Source organism: Reyranella sp. (assembly GCF_052439685.1).
Lineage (GTDB): Bacteria > Pseudomonadota > Alphaproteobacteria > Reyranellales > Reyranellaceae > Reyranella.
The window spans coordinates 168,312-182,643 of sequence record NZ_JBQVQG010000005.1; the positions used below are offsets into that span (position 1 = coordinate 168,312).

General features: G+C 66.7%; 9 protein-coding genes. 6 read left to right on the forward strand and 3 right to left on the reverse strand.

Annotated features, from left to right (window positions below; translation table 11 throughout):
- Positions 1-44 precede the first annotated feature (44 nt).
- Together ACT6UX_RS09305 and ACT6UX_RS09310 are read right to left on the reverse strand one after the other, a co-directional pair.
- Positions 45-1,409 carry an ATP-binding protein gene (locus tag ACT6UX_RS09305; RefSeq protein ID WP_444774869.1) on the reverse strand — a complete coding sequence of 455 codons (1,365 nt, stop codon included), beginning with the start codon at positions 1,407-1,409 and terminating at the stop codon, positions 45-47.
- Entirely contained in the window at positions 1,406-2,089 is a 684-nt protein-coding gene (locus tag ACT6UX_RS09310; RefSeq protein WP_444774870.1) for a response regulator, read from the reverse strand. Before ACT6UX_RS09310 ends, ACT6UX_RS09305 begins: the two co-directional genes overlap by 4 nt.
- 120 nt (positions 2,090-2,209) lie before the next feature.
- Here ACT6UX_RS09310 and ACT6UX_RS09315 point away from each other — a divergent pair, with 120 nt between their 5' ends.
- From ACT6UX_RS09315 to ACT6UX_RS09340, 6 genes are all read left to right on the forward strand, one after another.
- On the forward strand, positions 2,210-3,454 hold the full coding sequence (locus ACT6UX_RS09315) for an efflux RND transporter periplasmic adaptor subunit (RefSeq protein ID WP_444774871.1): 1,245 nt from the start codon (positions 2,210-2,212) through the stop codon (positions 3,452-3,454).
- Between the two features lie 48 nt (positions 3,455-3,502).
- Entirely contained in the window at positions 3,503-6,661 is a 3,159-nt protein-coding gene (locus ACT6UX_RS09320) for an efflux RND transporter permease subunit (protein ID WP_444774872.1), read from the forward strand.
- Complete coding sequence (locus ACT6UX_RS09325) at positions 6,658-8,202, forward strand: efflux transporter outer membrane subunit (RefSeq protein WP_444774873.1); 1,545 nt, start codon at positions 6,658-6,660, stop codon at positions 8,200-8,202. The genes ACT6UX_RS09320 and ACT6UX_RS09325 overlap by 4 nt, the downstream gene beginning before the upstream one ends.
- Before the next feature lie 19 nt (positions 8,203-8,221).
- Positions 8,222-9,247 carry an adenylate/guanylate cyclase domain-containing protein gene (locus ACT6UX_RS09330; protein ID WP_444774874.1) on the forward strand — a complete coding sequence of 342 codons (1,026 nt, stop codon included), beginning with the start codon at positions 8,222-8,224 and terminating at the stop codon, positions 9,245-9,247.
- A gap of 94 nt (positions 9,248-9,341) precedes the next feature.
- Entirely contained in the window at positions 9,342-12,497 is a 3,156-nt protein-coding gene (locus ACT6UX_RS09335; RefSeq protein WP_444774875.1) for an efflux RND transporter permease subunit, read from the forward strand.
- Between the two features lie 42 nt (positions 12,498-12,539).
- Complete coding sequence (locus ACT6UX_RS09340; protein WP_444774876.1) at positions 12,540-13,334, forward strand: alpha/beta fold hydrolase; 795 nt, start codon at positions 12,540-12,542, stop codon at positions 13,332-13,334.
- Here the strand turns inward: ACT6UX_RS09340 and ACT6UX_RS09345 are convergent, their stop codons facing one another.
- Complete coding sequence (locus tag ACT6UX_RS09345) at positions 13,335-14,279, reverse strand: hypothetical protein (RefSeq protein ID WP_444774877.1); 945 nt, start codon at positions 14,277-14,279, stop codon at positions 13,335-13,337. It abuts the gene before it with no gap.
- Positions 14,280-14,332 lie beyond the last annotated feature (53 nt).

A 14,332-nucleotide genomic window follows, 5' to 3' on the forward strand; every position in this document is an offset into this window, starting at 1 on the left:
GGAGTATAGGGCTCTCGCGATCCGCGGTCCCCTGGATCAGTGCCTCAGGCCGGACGGGACGATTGCAGGCGAAGCGTGAAGACCGCGCCTCCGCCGGGCCGGTCATCGACGGAGATGGTGCCGCCATGAGCCGCGGCGACGCGTGTCACGATGGCCAGTCCCAGCCCGCGGCTTTCTGGCCGGGCGCGGTCGCGCCGCCAGAAGCGCTTGAAAATCGTCTGGCGTTCGGCGACCGGCACGCCCGGCCCTTCGTCGAGCACGCGAACCGTTCCGTCCGCTGCGACCTCGACTTCGATCGCCCCGCCGGCCGGCGTGTGGCGAATCGCATTCTCGACCAGGTTGCGAACCGCGCGGAACAGCGCCTCGGCATGGCCATGCACCCATACCGGCGCTTCGACACCGGTCAGAGCGATCGTCTTGTCGCTGTCGACGGCAAGCGGTGCCATGAAGGCGACCGCATCGGCGCATACGGCCTGGAGGTCGGCCTGGGCGCCCCCGTCCACGACGAATGCCTCGAGTTCGGCGATGTCGAGGACCTGGTTCACGGTGCGCGTCATGTTGACGATGTCGGCTTCCAGCGACCGTCGCAGCGGCTGATCTTCCATCGTGTCGATGCGCGCACGCATGATGGCGAGCGGCGTCCGCAATTCGTGCGCCATGTCGGCGGTGAACTCGCGCTGCGCACGGAACCCTGCCTCCAGCCGGTCGAGTGCCTGGTTGACCGCGTGCACGAGCGGAACGATCTCCCTCGGCATCGACTGCTCGGACAGGCGGACATCGGTGCTGGTCGGGCCGATCGCCGCCGCCGTATTCGACGCTTCGCGCACCGGATCGAGCGCGCGACGGAAGATCATGATGTCGATCAGCAGAAGCAGCAGCAGGATGGGAAAGGTGATCCACGCGACGCGCGGCAGGAAGGAGGCGACGATGTCATCGATGATCACGTCGCGGTGTGCCAGGTCCTGTCCGACCTGGATCCAGTAGAGATGATCGCCGATCGCGCGCGGCACGTTGACCCCGATGAGCAGGGTGCCCTTGCTCCGGCGTCGCATGAACGAATCGTTGATCAGCGGATCGTCCGGCGCCGAGAGCGGCGCATCATCCGGCCGCGAGGTGAACAGGACATTCCCCTTCGCGTCGAGAATCGCATAGGCATACAGGGCGTACTCGCCCGAATAGATCGGCCGGGCCTCCGGTGGGATATCGAGCGTGACGTCGCCGCCATCGGGCATGGGATGCAGGAAGCTGGCGATCGTCAAGGCCTGCGCCCGCAGCGCATCGCGATGGAGACTGTTCGCGGCTTCGTAGAGCAGCCAGTACAGCGCAAGCGGCATCAGGATGGACGTGACGCCGATCGCCACGATATGCAGCGCGACGACACGGGAGATGATCGATCGGAAGCGCGTCAAACGGCAGCCTTTTCCTCAGCCAGCAGATAACCCACGCCGCGCACGGTATGAATCTTCACCGTCGCGCCGCAGTCGGTCAGCATCTTCCGCAGACGATGGACATAGACCTCGACCGCATTCGAACCGACATCTCCCGACAAGCCGAACAGCTGGTCCTCGAACAGACGCTTCGGGACCACATGGCCGCCGCGTCGCAGAAGAATTTCAAGGATCGCCGTCTCCCGCGCGGGAAAGACCCGCACCGTGCCGTCGATGAAGACCTGACGTCCCTCGGTCTCGAGCGAGACATTGCCGAAAGTGAGCTGGCGGCCCAGCAGATTGCCGGGCCGCCGCAGCAGCGCCTGCAGGCGCGCCACCAGCTCTTCCATGGCGAAGGGCTTCACGAGATAATCATCGGCCCCGGCGCGCAACCCGTTGACCCGATCGCTCACCCCGCCACGGGCCGTGAGCACGAGAACCGGCGTCGAATCGCCGCGTCCCCGGATTCCCCGCAGCAGCGACAGCCCATCCTGGTCCGGCAGACCGAGGTCGAGCACGATCGCGGCGTAGCGCATGGCCGCCAGGGAATGCTCCGCATCCCCAGCATTGCTCACTGAATCCGCTGAGAATCCGCTGCGCGCCAGGCCTTTCGCCAGCAAGGCGACGAGTTCCGCGTTGTCCTCGACGACAAGGACTCTCATGAACGTCCGTCCTCCCGACGTAGTCGCAAACTTCGTCATCCTATCACGGCAAGCGCTTTGTAACTGCCGGGCAGGCAGCAAGTCAGGCGCACGTAATGTGAAGCGAATAGCTTCCGCGCCATGACCGCTGCGCCCAAAACCTCCACCACAGCTCGCTCGCGTCGCTACCGCCTGTGGTTCGCCGGCGCTGGCATCGTAACCCTCGCCCTCGCAGCGGTTTGGACCCTCGATACCGGTCCGACCAACGCGCTCATTCGGCCGGCACTGGCGGTGGAGAACGACGGCGCCTTCCGTCCCAGCGAGACCCAGTGGGCCAGCCTGCGCATCGCGCCGGTCGAAGCCGCTTCCTTCCGCGACGAGCGCGCGACCGACGGCAAGATCGGTATCAACGAAGACACGACGACGCCCGTCTTCTCGCCATATTCCGGCCGGGTGACGCGCCTGATCGCCAAGCCGGGCGAGCGCGTCCAGCGCGGCGACCCTCTCTTCGCCATCGAGGCCAACGAGTTCGTCCAGGGCCAGAACGATCTCGTGAGCGCCGTCGCCGGCGTCGAGAAGGCCCGTTCCAAGCTCGCGCTCGCGCAGAATTTCGAGAAGCGTCAGAAGGAATTGCTGGCGATCCGCGGCGGCTCGCTGAAGGACCTCGAACAGGCTCAGTCCGACCTGGTCTCGGCACAGGGCGACCTGCGCTCCTCCGAGATCGCACTGGCCGCGGTGCGCAACCGCCTGCAGATCCTCGGCCGCACCGATGCCGAGATCGATGCGCTGGAGAAGGTCGACCATATCGGCGCGGAAGCGATCGTGTCGGCGCCCATCGCCGGCACCGTGATCCAGCGCAAGATCGGCCTCGGACAGTACATCAATGCCGGCGCCGCCGACCCGGTGTTCAACATCGGCGACCTCTCGACGGTCTGGCTGGTCGCCAACGTCCGCGAATCCGACGCGCCGAAGATGAAGGTCGGCGCCCCGGTCGAGGTCTCCGTGCTGGCCCACCCCGACCGCGTCTTCAACGCCCGGCTGTCCTACGTCGCGCCCGCGCTCGATGCCAACACGCGGCGCCTGCCGGTCCGCGCCGAGATCGCCAATGCCGATCGCGAACTGATGCCGGAGATGTTCGCCAGCTTCCGCATCGTGACGGGCGAACCGACGACCAACCCGGCCGTCCCGCAGGAAGCCGTCGTCTATGAGGGCGCCAACGCCCATGTCTGGGTTGCCGATCCAAAGGACAAGTCCGTCGCGTCGCGCCCGATCGAGGTTGGCGCGACCTCGAATGGCATGGTCGAGGTCAAAAAGGGCCTCGCCCTGGGCGAGAACGTGGTGACCAGCGGCACACTCTTCATCGATCGCGCGGCCAAGCGCGACTGACGGCCCGGCGCGCCCTTCAAGCGCGTCCCTCCAACCCATCGGCTGCCCATGCAATCCATCGTCGCCGCCGCCCTCAAGCAGCGAATCCTCGTCGTCATCCTGAGCGTGGTGTTGTCCGTCGCCGGATTGTTCGCCTACTCGCGGCTGAATATCGAGGCCTACCCCGATCCGGTGCCGCCGCTGGTCGACATCATCACGCAGAACCCGGGCCAGTCTTCCGAGGAGATCGAGCGGTACATCACGATCCCGATCGAGATTCAGATGGCCGGCCTGCCCTACGTACAGGCCATCCGCACGGTCTCGCTGTTCGGCCTGAGCGACGTGAAGGTACAGTTCACCTACGACCTGACGTACCAGCAGGCCTCGCAGATGGTGATCAACCGCCTGTCGCAGCTCGGCCCGCTGCCGAACGGCGCTCAGCCCACCCTGTCGCCGACCAGCCCGATCGGCGAAGTCTTCCGCTACCGGATCGTCGGCCCGCCGGGTTACTCCGTCTCCGACCTCAAGACGCTGCAGGACTGGGTGCTGGAGCGCCGCCTGAAGGCGGTGCCGGGCGTCGTCGACGTCACCGGCTGGGGCGGCAAGACCAAGACCTACGACATCACCGTCAATCTCGACCGCCTGCTGGCCTACGGGCTCACCCTGAAGCAGGTGCTGGACGGGCTGAACAACGCCAACATCAATGTCGGCGCCAACACCGTGAACATCGGCTCGCAGTCGGCGATCGTGCGCAGCGTCGGCCAGATCCGGTCGATGGACGACATCCGAAACACGATGCTGACCGTGCGCGACGGGGCGCCCGTCCTGGTCTCCGACGTCGCCGACGTCACCGTCGGCAATCAGCCGCGGCTCGGCATCGCCGGCCAGAACGACGACGACGACATCGTGCAGGGAATCGTGTTGATGCGGCGCGGCGCGGAGACCATGCCGACGCTCAGCGGCGTGCTGACGGAAGTCGACAGGATCAACAACGCCAACATCCTGCCACCCGGCGTGCGCATCGAGCGCATCTACGATCGCAGCTCGCTGGTAAACATCACCACCCACACCGTCCTGCACAACATGGTCGTGGGCGTCTGCCTCATCTTCCTCATCCAGTGGCTGTTCCTGGGTGATCTGCGCAGCGCCCTGATCGTTTCCGCCACGATCCCCTTCGCGCTCCTGTTTGCCGTGGTCGTCCTGGTGCTGAGCGGCGAATCGGCGAACCTGCTCTCGATGGGCGCGATCGACTTCGGCATCATCGTCGATGCCACCGTCATCATGGTCGAGAACATCTTCCGGCATCTGTCCGAAAGCGATCACCAGTCCGGCTCCCAGCGGCGCGCGCCGGACGGTCTCACCGGCAAGCTGGCGACGATCTTCAACGCCTCGACCGAAGTCACCCAGGCGATCTTCTTCTCCGCCACCATCATCATCGCGGGCTTCCTGCCGCTGTTCACTCTGTCGGGAGTCGAGGGCCACATCTTCGGACCGATGGCGCGGACCTATGCCTACGCCCTGCTGGGCGGCCTGATCGCCACCTTCACCGTGTCGCCCGCGCTCTCCGCCCTGCTGCTGCCCGACAAGATGGCGCATGCCGAAACGCGTGCCGTGCGTGCCCTGCGCCGCGCCTACGAGAAGCTACGCAACGCCGCCCTGGCCAGCCGCCGGGCCACCTTCGCAGCCGGACTTGGCGCGCTGGTCCTGGCGGGCGCCGCCGGCAGCACGATCGGCCTCGAGTTCCTGCCCAAGCTCGAGGAAGGCAACATGTGGATCCGCGCCGTGATGCCCGCATCGATCTCGCTCGAGGCCGGCAACGACTATGCCAACCGCATGCGCCGGCTCATCAAGACCTTTCCGGAAGCCGAGACCGTCATCTCCCAGCACGGCCGCCCCGACGACGGCACCGATTCGACCGGCTTCTTCAACGCCGAGTTCTTCGTGCCGCTCAAGCCGGTGGACCAGTGGCGAAAGGGTCTCGACAAGGAAGCCCTGATCGCCGAGATCAACGGCGCGCTCGAGAAGACCTTTCCCGGTGTCGAGTTCACCTTCTCGCAGTACATCCAGGACAACGTCCAGGAAGCGGCCTCCGGCGTGAAGGGCGAGAACTCGGTCAAGATCTCGGGCAACGACCTCGAAACGCTGGCCAAGCTCGGCAACGAGATCAAGGCGGTGCTCGCCACCGTGCCCGGCATCACCGACCTCGCCGTGTCGGCCTCGCTCGGCCAGCCGACCATCCGCATCGACATCGACCGCGCCAAGGCCGCGCGGTACGGCCTGTCACCGGGCGACATCAACGCCACGGTGCAGGCCGCGATCGGCGGCCAGGCCGCGGGCGACGTCTACGAGAGCGGCAGCGACCGTCACTTCCCGATGGTCGTCCGCCTCGCCTCCCGCTATCGCCAGAGCCTCGACGCGATCAGCCGCATCCAGATCGGCGTGCAGGGCGCGAACGGCACCATCACGCAGGTGCCGTTGAGCGAAGTCGCCAAGGTCGAGCTGGTCTCCGGCGCCTACTACATCTACCGGGAGCAGCAGGAGCGCTACGTCCCGGTCAAGTTCAGCGTTCGCGGCCGCGACCTCGGCAGCACCATCATCGAGGCGCAGCAGCGCGTCGCGGAGAAGGTGCAGATCCCGGGCGGCTACCGCATCGAATGGGTCGGCGAGTTCGGCAATCTGAAGAATGCCCTGCAGCGGCTCGCCGTGGCCGTGCCGATCGCCATCGGCCTGATCGGGCTGCTGCTCTACATGAGCTTCGGATCGTTCCGCGACACGCTGCTGGCCGCGAGCGCCATTCCCATGGCGCTGACCGGCGGCATCCTCGGCCTCTGGGTCACCGACATGCCGTTCAGCATCTCCGCCGCCATCGGCTTCGTGGCGCTGTTCGGCATCGCCGCCATGAACGGCATCATGGTGCTGAGCTGCTACAACCGGCTGATCGATGCCGGTCGCGATCGCAGCATGGCGCTCTACGAGACCTGCTCCCTGCAGATGCGCCCGGTGCTGATGACCTGCGTCGCAGCCGCCGTCGGCCTGCTGCCCGCCGCCTTCTCGACGGCGATCGGCAGCCAGGTCCAGCGCCCGCTCGCCATCGTCGTGGTCGGCGGCACTCTGATGGCGCCCTTCCTCTTCCTCACGGTGCTGCCGGCCATGATCGGCCTGTTCTCGCGCCGCCGTGCCGCGGTCCCGGCGTCTCACCCCCACGATACGGTTGCCGAGGCGACATGATGCGACACTCTCTCCTTGCCACGTTGCCGCTGCTCGCAGCCGGCGCCCTCGCCGGTTGCTCGGTTGGACCGGACTTCGCCTCGCCGGAAGGCCCGAAGACGGCGACCTATCTTCCAGACCAGAAGAACGACCTGATCGCTGCCGGCATACCGGGCGGCGAGGCGCAGCGGATCGTTCAGAGCATGGATATTCCCGGTCAATGGTGGGGCGTGTTCCAGTCGCCGCAGCTCAACAGCCTGATCGAGCGCTCGCTGCGCGCCAATCCGGACGTTAAAGCGGCCGTCGCCGGCCTGCGCGTTGCCCAGCAGAACGCGCGCGCCCAGCGCGCGACCCTGTTTCCGACCATTCAGGGTACGTTCAACGCCACCCAGAACCAGACACCGGCCAGCCTGCAATCGGCCACAGCCGACCAGCAGCCGATCTACGGCCTGTTCGTCGGCGGTCTCCAGATCACCTATGCCCTCGATCTCTGGGGCGGCAATCGCCGGCAGATCGAATCGCTCGACGCACTGGCGGAAGCTCAATGCTTCCAGCTCGAGGGTACCTATCTCTCGCTCGCCTCGAACGTCGTCGCGGCCGCCATCGTCGAGGCGTCGCTGCGCGGCCAGGTCGAGGCGACCAGGCGCATCGTCGCCACCCAGCGCGACACGCTCGGCATCCTGACGCGCCAGTCGGGACTCGGCGCCATCCCCGGCGCCGACGTCGCCACGCAGCAGGCCGCCCTCGCACAGGCCGAATCGACCCTGCCACCGCTCGAGAAGGCACTCGCCCAGCAACGCAACCTGCTGGCCACCCTGACCGGCCGGCTGCCGAGCGATCCCGTCGCCGAGCGCTTCGAGCTCACCGATCTCAAGCTGCCGTACGAACTGCCGCTCACGCTGCCCTCGCAGCTGGTCGAGCAGCGGCCCGACATTCGGGCCGCCGAAGCCAACCTGCATGCCGCCAGCGCCCAGGTCGGCGTCGCCATCGCCAACCAGCTGCCGCAGGTGACGCTGGGGTTCGGCCTCAACACCAGCGCCCTGTCGCTCGGCACGCTGTTCATGCCCGGACTCGCGGGCGCGACCACGGGCGCCAGCGCCATCCAGACTCTGATCGACGGCGGCGCACTGGCCGCCAAGAAACGATCGGCGGTCGCGGCGCTCGAACAGGCCGACGCGCAGTACCAGTCGATCGTGCTGGCCGCCTTTCGCAACGTTGCCGACACGCTGAACGCCCTCGAGTACGACGCGCTGGCGCTGAAGTCGGCGGTCGAGGCGGAGCGGGCGGCGGCCACGGCCCTCACCATCGCGCGCAAGCGTCTCGAACTCGGCGACACGACCTATGTCGTCGTGCTGATCGCCGAGCTCACCTATCAGCAGACTCTCCTGACCCGCGTGCAGGCGCAGGCCGCGCGTCTCACCAACACCGCCGCACTCTTCCAGTCGCTGGGCGGTGGCTGGTGGAATCGCGACGGCGCCGGCCCGGGGAATGGCCGGTCGCGCTGCAAGCCTCCGGCCTCTCCCTGGTCCATCTCCTCAAACACCCAGCGCCGACACGGCTGATCGGGGTGCCATGTCGGCCATGGCCACGAAGCCCCGCCAGCCGGCCACCGCATTCAAGGCAGCCATACTGTTGGCAGCCTTCGTCATGTCGGCCGCGGTGGGCTATGCCGACATCGTCACCGGCGACCTGCGACTCACCGCGCTCTATCTCGTGGTCATCTTCGGTGCGTCGTGGTTTGCCGGTCGGTGGATCGGCATCGCCGCGGCATCGATCGCCTTCGCGTGGATGGTGGGTGCAAATCCGCCACCGGATTTCGTCAGCACCCGGTTTACCTATTACGGCATCGAAGCCCTCGGCACCGTCGCGGTGTTCCTCGCCTGCGCGCTCCTCGCCGACCGGCTGAGGCAAAGCCTCGACCGCGAGCGGCTTCAGAATCTCAACCTCTCACGCTACCTGCCCTCGGAGCTGGTCGACCGACTGGCACGAGAGGGACTGCGTGCGGCCCGGGGCCGACGGATGAAGGCCGCGATCCTGTTCATCGACATGCGCGACTTCACCGCATCGGTGCAGACCATGGAACCCGACGCCCTGTTCGGCTTCCTCCAGGAATACCGGACCGTGGTCTCGCGCATCGTCGAGGGCGAGGGCGGACTCATCGACAAGTTCATCGGGGACGGCGTGCTGGCGCTCTTCGGCGCCCTGCGTCCATCGCCCAACGATGCAGCCGCCGCCATCCGATGCGGCCTCCGGCTGCTCGCGGCGATCGATGGCTGGAACGTCGAACGCGCGAAGCACGGCGAGTCGCCGGTCCGTGTCGGCGTGGGCATCCACCACGGCGAGGTCGTCATGGGCGCCATCGGTGACGAGCAGCGGCTCGAATATTCCGTCGTCGGTCACGCGGTGAACGTCTGCTCGCGCATTGAACGCCTGACGAAGAAATATCACTCTCCTCTGCTGATATCGGAAGAGACCCTGGTCGAGGCCGCGCGGAGCGGCATGTCGTTCGAAGGCTGGCACCATTTCATCGACGAGGAAGTGCGGGGCATCTCCGGTGAACTGAGACTGGCGGCACCGCGAAGTGCAGACCTGCAGAAGGTTGCATAGATGTTGTACTCGCAACGCTAGTGTGTCTGCGCGACTTGTGTCTTAGCTCCTCGCGAAGGCACCGCCATCCCACGGCCTGCCGCGAGGGCCGTAGATGCAAACGATCGTCGGCGCTGCACTCCGTCAGCGCATTCTGGTTCTGATCCTTGCCGTCCTGATGATCGCTGGCGGCCTGTTCGCCTACAAGCGCCTCAACATCGAAGCCTATCCCGACCCGGTGCCGCCCCTCGTCGACATCGTGACGCAAAATCCCGGCCAGTCATCCGAGGAGATCGAGCGCTACATCACGATCCCGATGGAAGTGCAGATGGCGGGACTTCCCTACGTGAAGTCCATCCGCTCGATCTCCCTGACCGGCCTCAGCGACGTGAAGGTCCAGTTCACCTACGATCTGACCTACCGAGAGGCCGCCCAGCTCGTGACCAATCGGCTGGCCCAGCTCGGCCCGCTGCCCAACGGCGCACAGCCCATCATCTCGCCGACCAGCCCGATCGGCGAGATCTTCCGCTATCGCGTGGTCGGTCCGAAAGGCTTCAGCGTCACCGAACTGAAGACGATGCAGGACTGGATCCTGCTGCGCCGTCTCAAGGCCGTAGCCGGCGTAATCGACGTCACGACCTGGGGAGGCAAGAGCAAGACCTTCGACGTCATCGTCAATCTCGACCGGCTGCTGGCGCACGGGCTCACGCTGAAACAGGTGATCGACGGCCTGAACGGCGCCAACATCAATGTCGGCGCGAACACGGTCAATCTCGGGCCGCAATCGGCAGTCGTGCGGGCCGTCGGCCAGATCCGGTCGATGGAGGACATCCGCAACACCATGCTCACGGTGCGAGACGGCTCGCCCGTCCTGGTCTCGGATATCGCCGATATCGCCGTCGGCAACGAGCCGCGGCTTGGCGTCGCCGGTCACGACGACGACGACGATGTCGTCGAGGGCATCGTCCTGATGCGTCGTGGCGCAGAGACGATGCCGACGCTACGCGCCGTCGAGCGCGAGGTCGAACGCATCAACGGATCGAGCCTGCTGCCACCCGGCGTGCGCATCGAACGAATCTACGATCGCAGCGTGCTGGTCGACGTCACCACCCACACGGTCCTGCACAACATGGTGATGGGCGTCTGCCTCATCTTCCTGATCCAGTGGCTGTTCCTCGGCGACCTGCGCAGCGCCCTGATCGTCTCCGCCACGATCCCCTTCGCGCTCCTGATCGCCGTCGCCATCATCGTGATCAACGGCGAGTCGGCCAACCTGCTCTCCATGGGCGCAATCGATTTCGGCATCATCGTCGACGCCACCGTCATCATGGTCGAAAACATCTTCCGCCATCTCGCGGAGGCCGGCCATGCCGGACCGGCACGGTCGGCGCGGGAAGAGCCGGAGGGCCTCACCGGCAAGCTGTTCACGATCTACGAAGCCTCGGGCGAGGTGACCAGGGCGATCTTTTTCTCAGCTACGATCATCATTGCGGGCTTCCTGCCGCTGTTCACCCTGTCAGGGGTCGAGGGGCGCATCTTCGGGCCGATGGCACAGACCTATGCCTATGCCTTGGCCGGCGGCCTGATCGCGACCTTCACCGTGTCGCCGGCACTCGCCGCCCTGCTGTTGCCGGAGAAGGTCTCCGAGACCGAGACTTTTCTCGTCCGCGGATTGCGTCGGCTCTATCGCCGGGCCTATTCGCGCGCACTCGCCTGGCGTCACGTCATGTTGGCCGTCGGCCTGGGCGTGCTGATGGCGGCCGGCGTCGCAGCAAGCACCGTCGGCCTCGAGTTCCTGCCCAAGCTCGAGGAAGGCAATATCTGGATGCGCGCCGCCCTGCCGCCTTCGGTCTCGCTGGACGAAGGCAACGGCTACGTGAACCGCATGCGCAAGCTCGTGAAGAGCTTTCCCGAAGTCGAAACGGTGATCTCGCAGCATGGCCGACCCGACGACGGCACAGACCCCGACGGCTTCTCCAACGCCGAGTTCTTCGTCCCGCTGAAACCCGCCAGCAAGTGGCGCAAGGGCCTCGAGAAGCCTGCGCTGATCAGCGAGATGAGCGACGCGCTGAGCCGGGCCTTCCCCGGCGTCACCTTCGCCTTCTCTCAATACATCCAGGACAATGTGCAGGAAGCCGCCTCGGGCATCGACGCGGAGAATGCGATCAAGATCTCCGGGCCCGACCTCATCACCTTGCGCAAGATCGCCGTCGACATCCGCGGCGTCCTGGAGGGCGTGCCCGGAATCACCGACATCCAGGTCCCGCCGCTTCTCGGCCAGCCGACCATCCGTATCGACATCGATCGCGCCAAGGCCGCACGATATGGCCTGTCGCCGGGCGACATCAATGCCACGATCCAGGCGGCGATCGGCGGACAGGCGGCAGGCGATCTCTACGAGGAGGGCAGCGACCGTCATTTCCCGCTGCTGGTGCGTCTGGCGTCGCGCTACCGCCAGGACATGGACGCGATCCGCCGCATCGCCCTCGGCACCGTCGGTCCCAACGGCAGCATCGTGCAGGTCCCGTTGAGCGAAGTGGCAACGGTGAAGCTGGCGACTGGCGCCTTCTACATCTACCGCGAGCAGCAGGAGCGCTACATACCGGTGAAGTTCAGCGTGCGCGGACGCGACCTGGGCGGCGCCGTGCTGGAAGCCCAGCAGAAGGTGAACGAACAGGTGAAGTTGCCGAGCGGCTACCGGCTCGAGTGGGCGGGCGACTTCGTCAACTTCGAGAGCGCCATAGCGCGCCTCGCCATCGCCGTGCCGATCGCCATCGGCCTGATCCTGCTGCTGCTCTATGTCAGCTTCGGCTCGCTGACCGACACGCTCCTCGCCGGTGCCGCCATGCCGCTCGCTCTGTCGGGCGGTATCCTGGCCCTCTGGTCCGCCGACATGTCCTTCAGTATCTCCGCGGCCATCGGCTTCGTCGCCCTGTTCGGCATCGCGGCCATGAACGGCATCATGTTGGTCAGCTGCTTCAACCGCCTGATCGCCGCGGGCGTCGACCGCGAACAGGCGCTGCGCCAAACCTGCGAACAACAGATGCGCCCGGTGCTGATGACCTGCGTCGCCGCGGCCGTCGGCCTGCTACCGGCCGCTTTCTCCACCGCGATCGGCAGCCAGGTCCAGCGCCCGCTCGCCATCGTCGTGGTCGGCGGCACCCTGCTGGCACCCTTCCTCTTCCTTACCGTGCTGCCGGCCATGATCGCCGTCTTCTCGCGGCGCCGCTTCAAAGCGCCCTTACCGCGAGCCGGTCTGGTGACAGCCTGACACCGTCTTGACCGCAAGCCGGGGGCCCCCGAAAAGAGGTCGATGTCCTCGACAGACGAATTCATCGACCTCGGCGACCGGCGGCTTCGGGTGCGCCGCCTCACCCCGGCGCGCGACGACGGGCTCGACCGCACGGTGCTCGTCTTCCTGCACGAGGGCCTGGGCTGCATCGAGATGTGGCGCGACTTCCCCCAGAAACTGTGTGATGCCACCCGTTGTGCCGGCATCGTCTACGACCGCACCGGCTATGGCCGGTCGAGTTCGTGGCCAAGTGATCCGGGCGTCCGCTACATGGAGATCGAGGCCGATCTCGTCCTGCCGCGCCTGCTGGCCGCGCTCGGCATCGAGGATTGTGTGCTGGTGGGCCACAGCGACGGCGGCACAATTGCCCTGAACTATGCCGCGACCGATCCCGAGCCGCTGCGGGCGGTGGTCACCCTGGCCGCCCACGCGATCAATGAACCGATCTGCGTCGAGGCGATCACGCGGGCGCGGGAAGCCTTCGCCACCGGCGACCTGCGCCCGCGGCTCGCCAAGTATCATGCCGATGTCGAAGGCGCCTTCCGGCTGTGGGCGGACGCCTGGGTCTCGCCCGGCTTCGAACCGATGGACGCCAAGGGCAGGCTGCCGGGCGTCGTCGTGCCGGTGCAGGCGATCCAGGGCGAGGACGACGAATACGGCACCGAGCTGCAGCTCGGAATCATCGCCGGCAAGGTCGGGGGCTATTGCGAAACGCGGCTGGTGCCGGACTGCGGCCACAGCCCGCACCTGCAGCAGCCGGTCTATGTCCTGTCCGAGATCACGCGCTTCGTGGCGCCGCTGGCGCTGGCCGGCTGATCAGAGCCGTTTCAGCTCGCTCGACGCTGCCCAGTTGAACTCCGAAACGGTCGGGCAGCGGGCCTGGGCAAGCTGGAACTGTTCGCGCGCGCGCTGCTTGTCGCCGCGCCGCACCGCGTCCATGCCGATGAAGAACGCCGCCGGGCATTTGCCGTTTGCGCGTTTGGCCCCATCGTCGGATTCAGCGGCAACCTCGAGTTCGCCGGCCGAGCTCTTGCCCATCAGGAACCGCATGATGGGACCCGGCCATTCGTTCAGGCTCTCCGCGCCCACGTCACGGACCAGGGCAGCGCGCCCATCGCGCCGGGCCCGGACCTGGGCGGCATAGCGCCAGAGCATCGGCGCCTGTTTCGTCTTGAAACTGGGTCGGCCCGCCAGGGTCGCGTCGAAATCGTCAGCGGACTGCGCGTAGTTGCCCAGGTTGAAATTGGCAAGGCCGCGGTAGAAGAGCGCCGACCGCCGCTCGCCCGGCGTCTGGGCACCGGCCAGGGCCGCATCGAGCAGGCCCAGCGCCCGCTGGAAGTCGGCGATCTGCATGTAGACTTGGGCCTGAGCCATCGTCAGGGACGGGTCGCCGGGCTTACGCTGCAGTGCGCTGTCCAGGGTGCGCAGCGCCGCCGCCCGGTCGCCGCCGCCCGCCAGGCCCGGCATCGTGCTGGAAAGCACGACCTGCCAGTCGCCGGGCAGGACCCGGCCCATTTCGGCGATGTCCTTCTGGCTGTCGGCCTCGCGCCCGAGACGGGCAAACTGGAAGGCGCGAATGCTGAGATAGATCGACCGGTCGAAGGCGGAGAGCTGCGACGCCGAGAGGATTTTGTTCAGCGATTCGAGGGTGGCCCCGCCATTTCCGCCCTTCGCACCGGGGAGCGAAGGGGCCGGCGAGCCGCCGGACGAAAAGCCGCGTGCGCTGGGGTCCCAGGACTCGGCCGCATTGCGCTGCGCCACCGCCTCGCCCGTCAGGGTCAGAAACGCTGCAAGAACCCCAAATACGTGACCTA

Coding starts and splice junctions, on each gene's coding strand:
- ACT6UX_RS09310 (WP_444774870.1), bottom strand. CDS start 2,089: ATGAGAGTCCTTGTCGTCGAGGACAACGCGGAACTCGTCGCCTTGCTG.
- ACT6UX_RS09330 (WP_444774874.1), top strand. CDS start 8,222: ATGGCCACGAAGCCCCGCCAGCCGGCCACCGCATTCAAGGCAGCCATA.
- ACT6UX_RS09325 (WP_444774873.1), top strand. CDS start 6,658: ATGATGCGACACTCTCTCCTTGCCACGTTGCCGCTGCTCGCAGCCGGC.
- ACT6UX_RS09340 (WP_444774876.1), top strand. CDS start 12,540: ATGTCCTCGACAGACGAATTCATCGACCTCGGCGACCGGCGGCTTCGG.
- ACT6UX_RS09320 (WP_444774872.1), top strand. CDS start 3,503: ATGCAATCCATCGTCGCCGCCGCCCTCAAGCAGCGAATCCTCGTCGTC.
- ACT6UX_RS09335 (WP_444774875.1), top strand. CDS start 9,342: ATGCAAACGATCGTCGGCGCTGCACTCCGTCAGCGCATTCTGGTTCTG.
- ACT6UX_RS09315 (WP_444774871.1), top strand. CDS start 2,210: ATGACCGCTGCGCCCAAAACCTCCACCACAGCTCGCTCGCGTCGCTAC.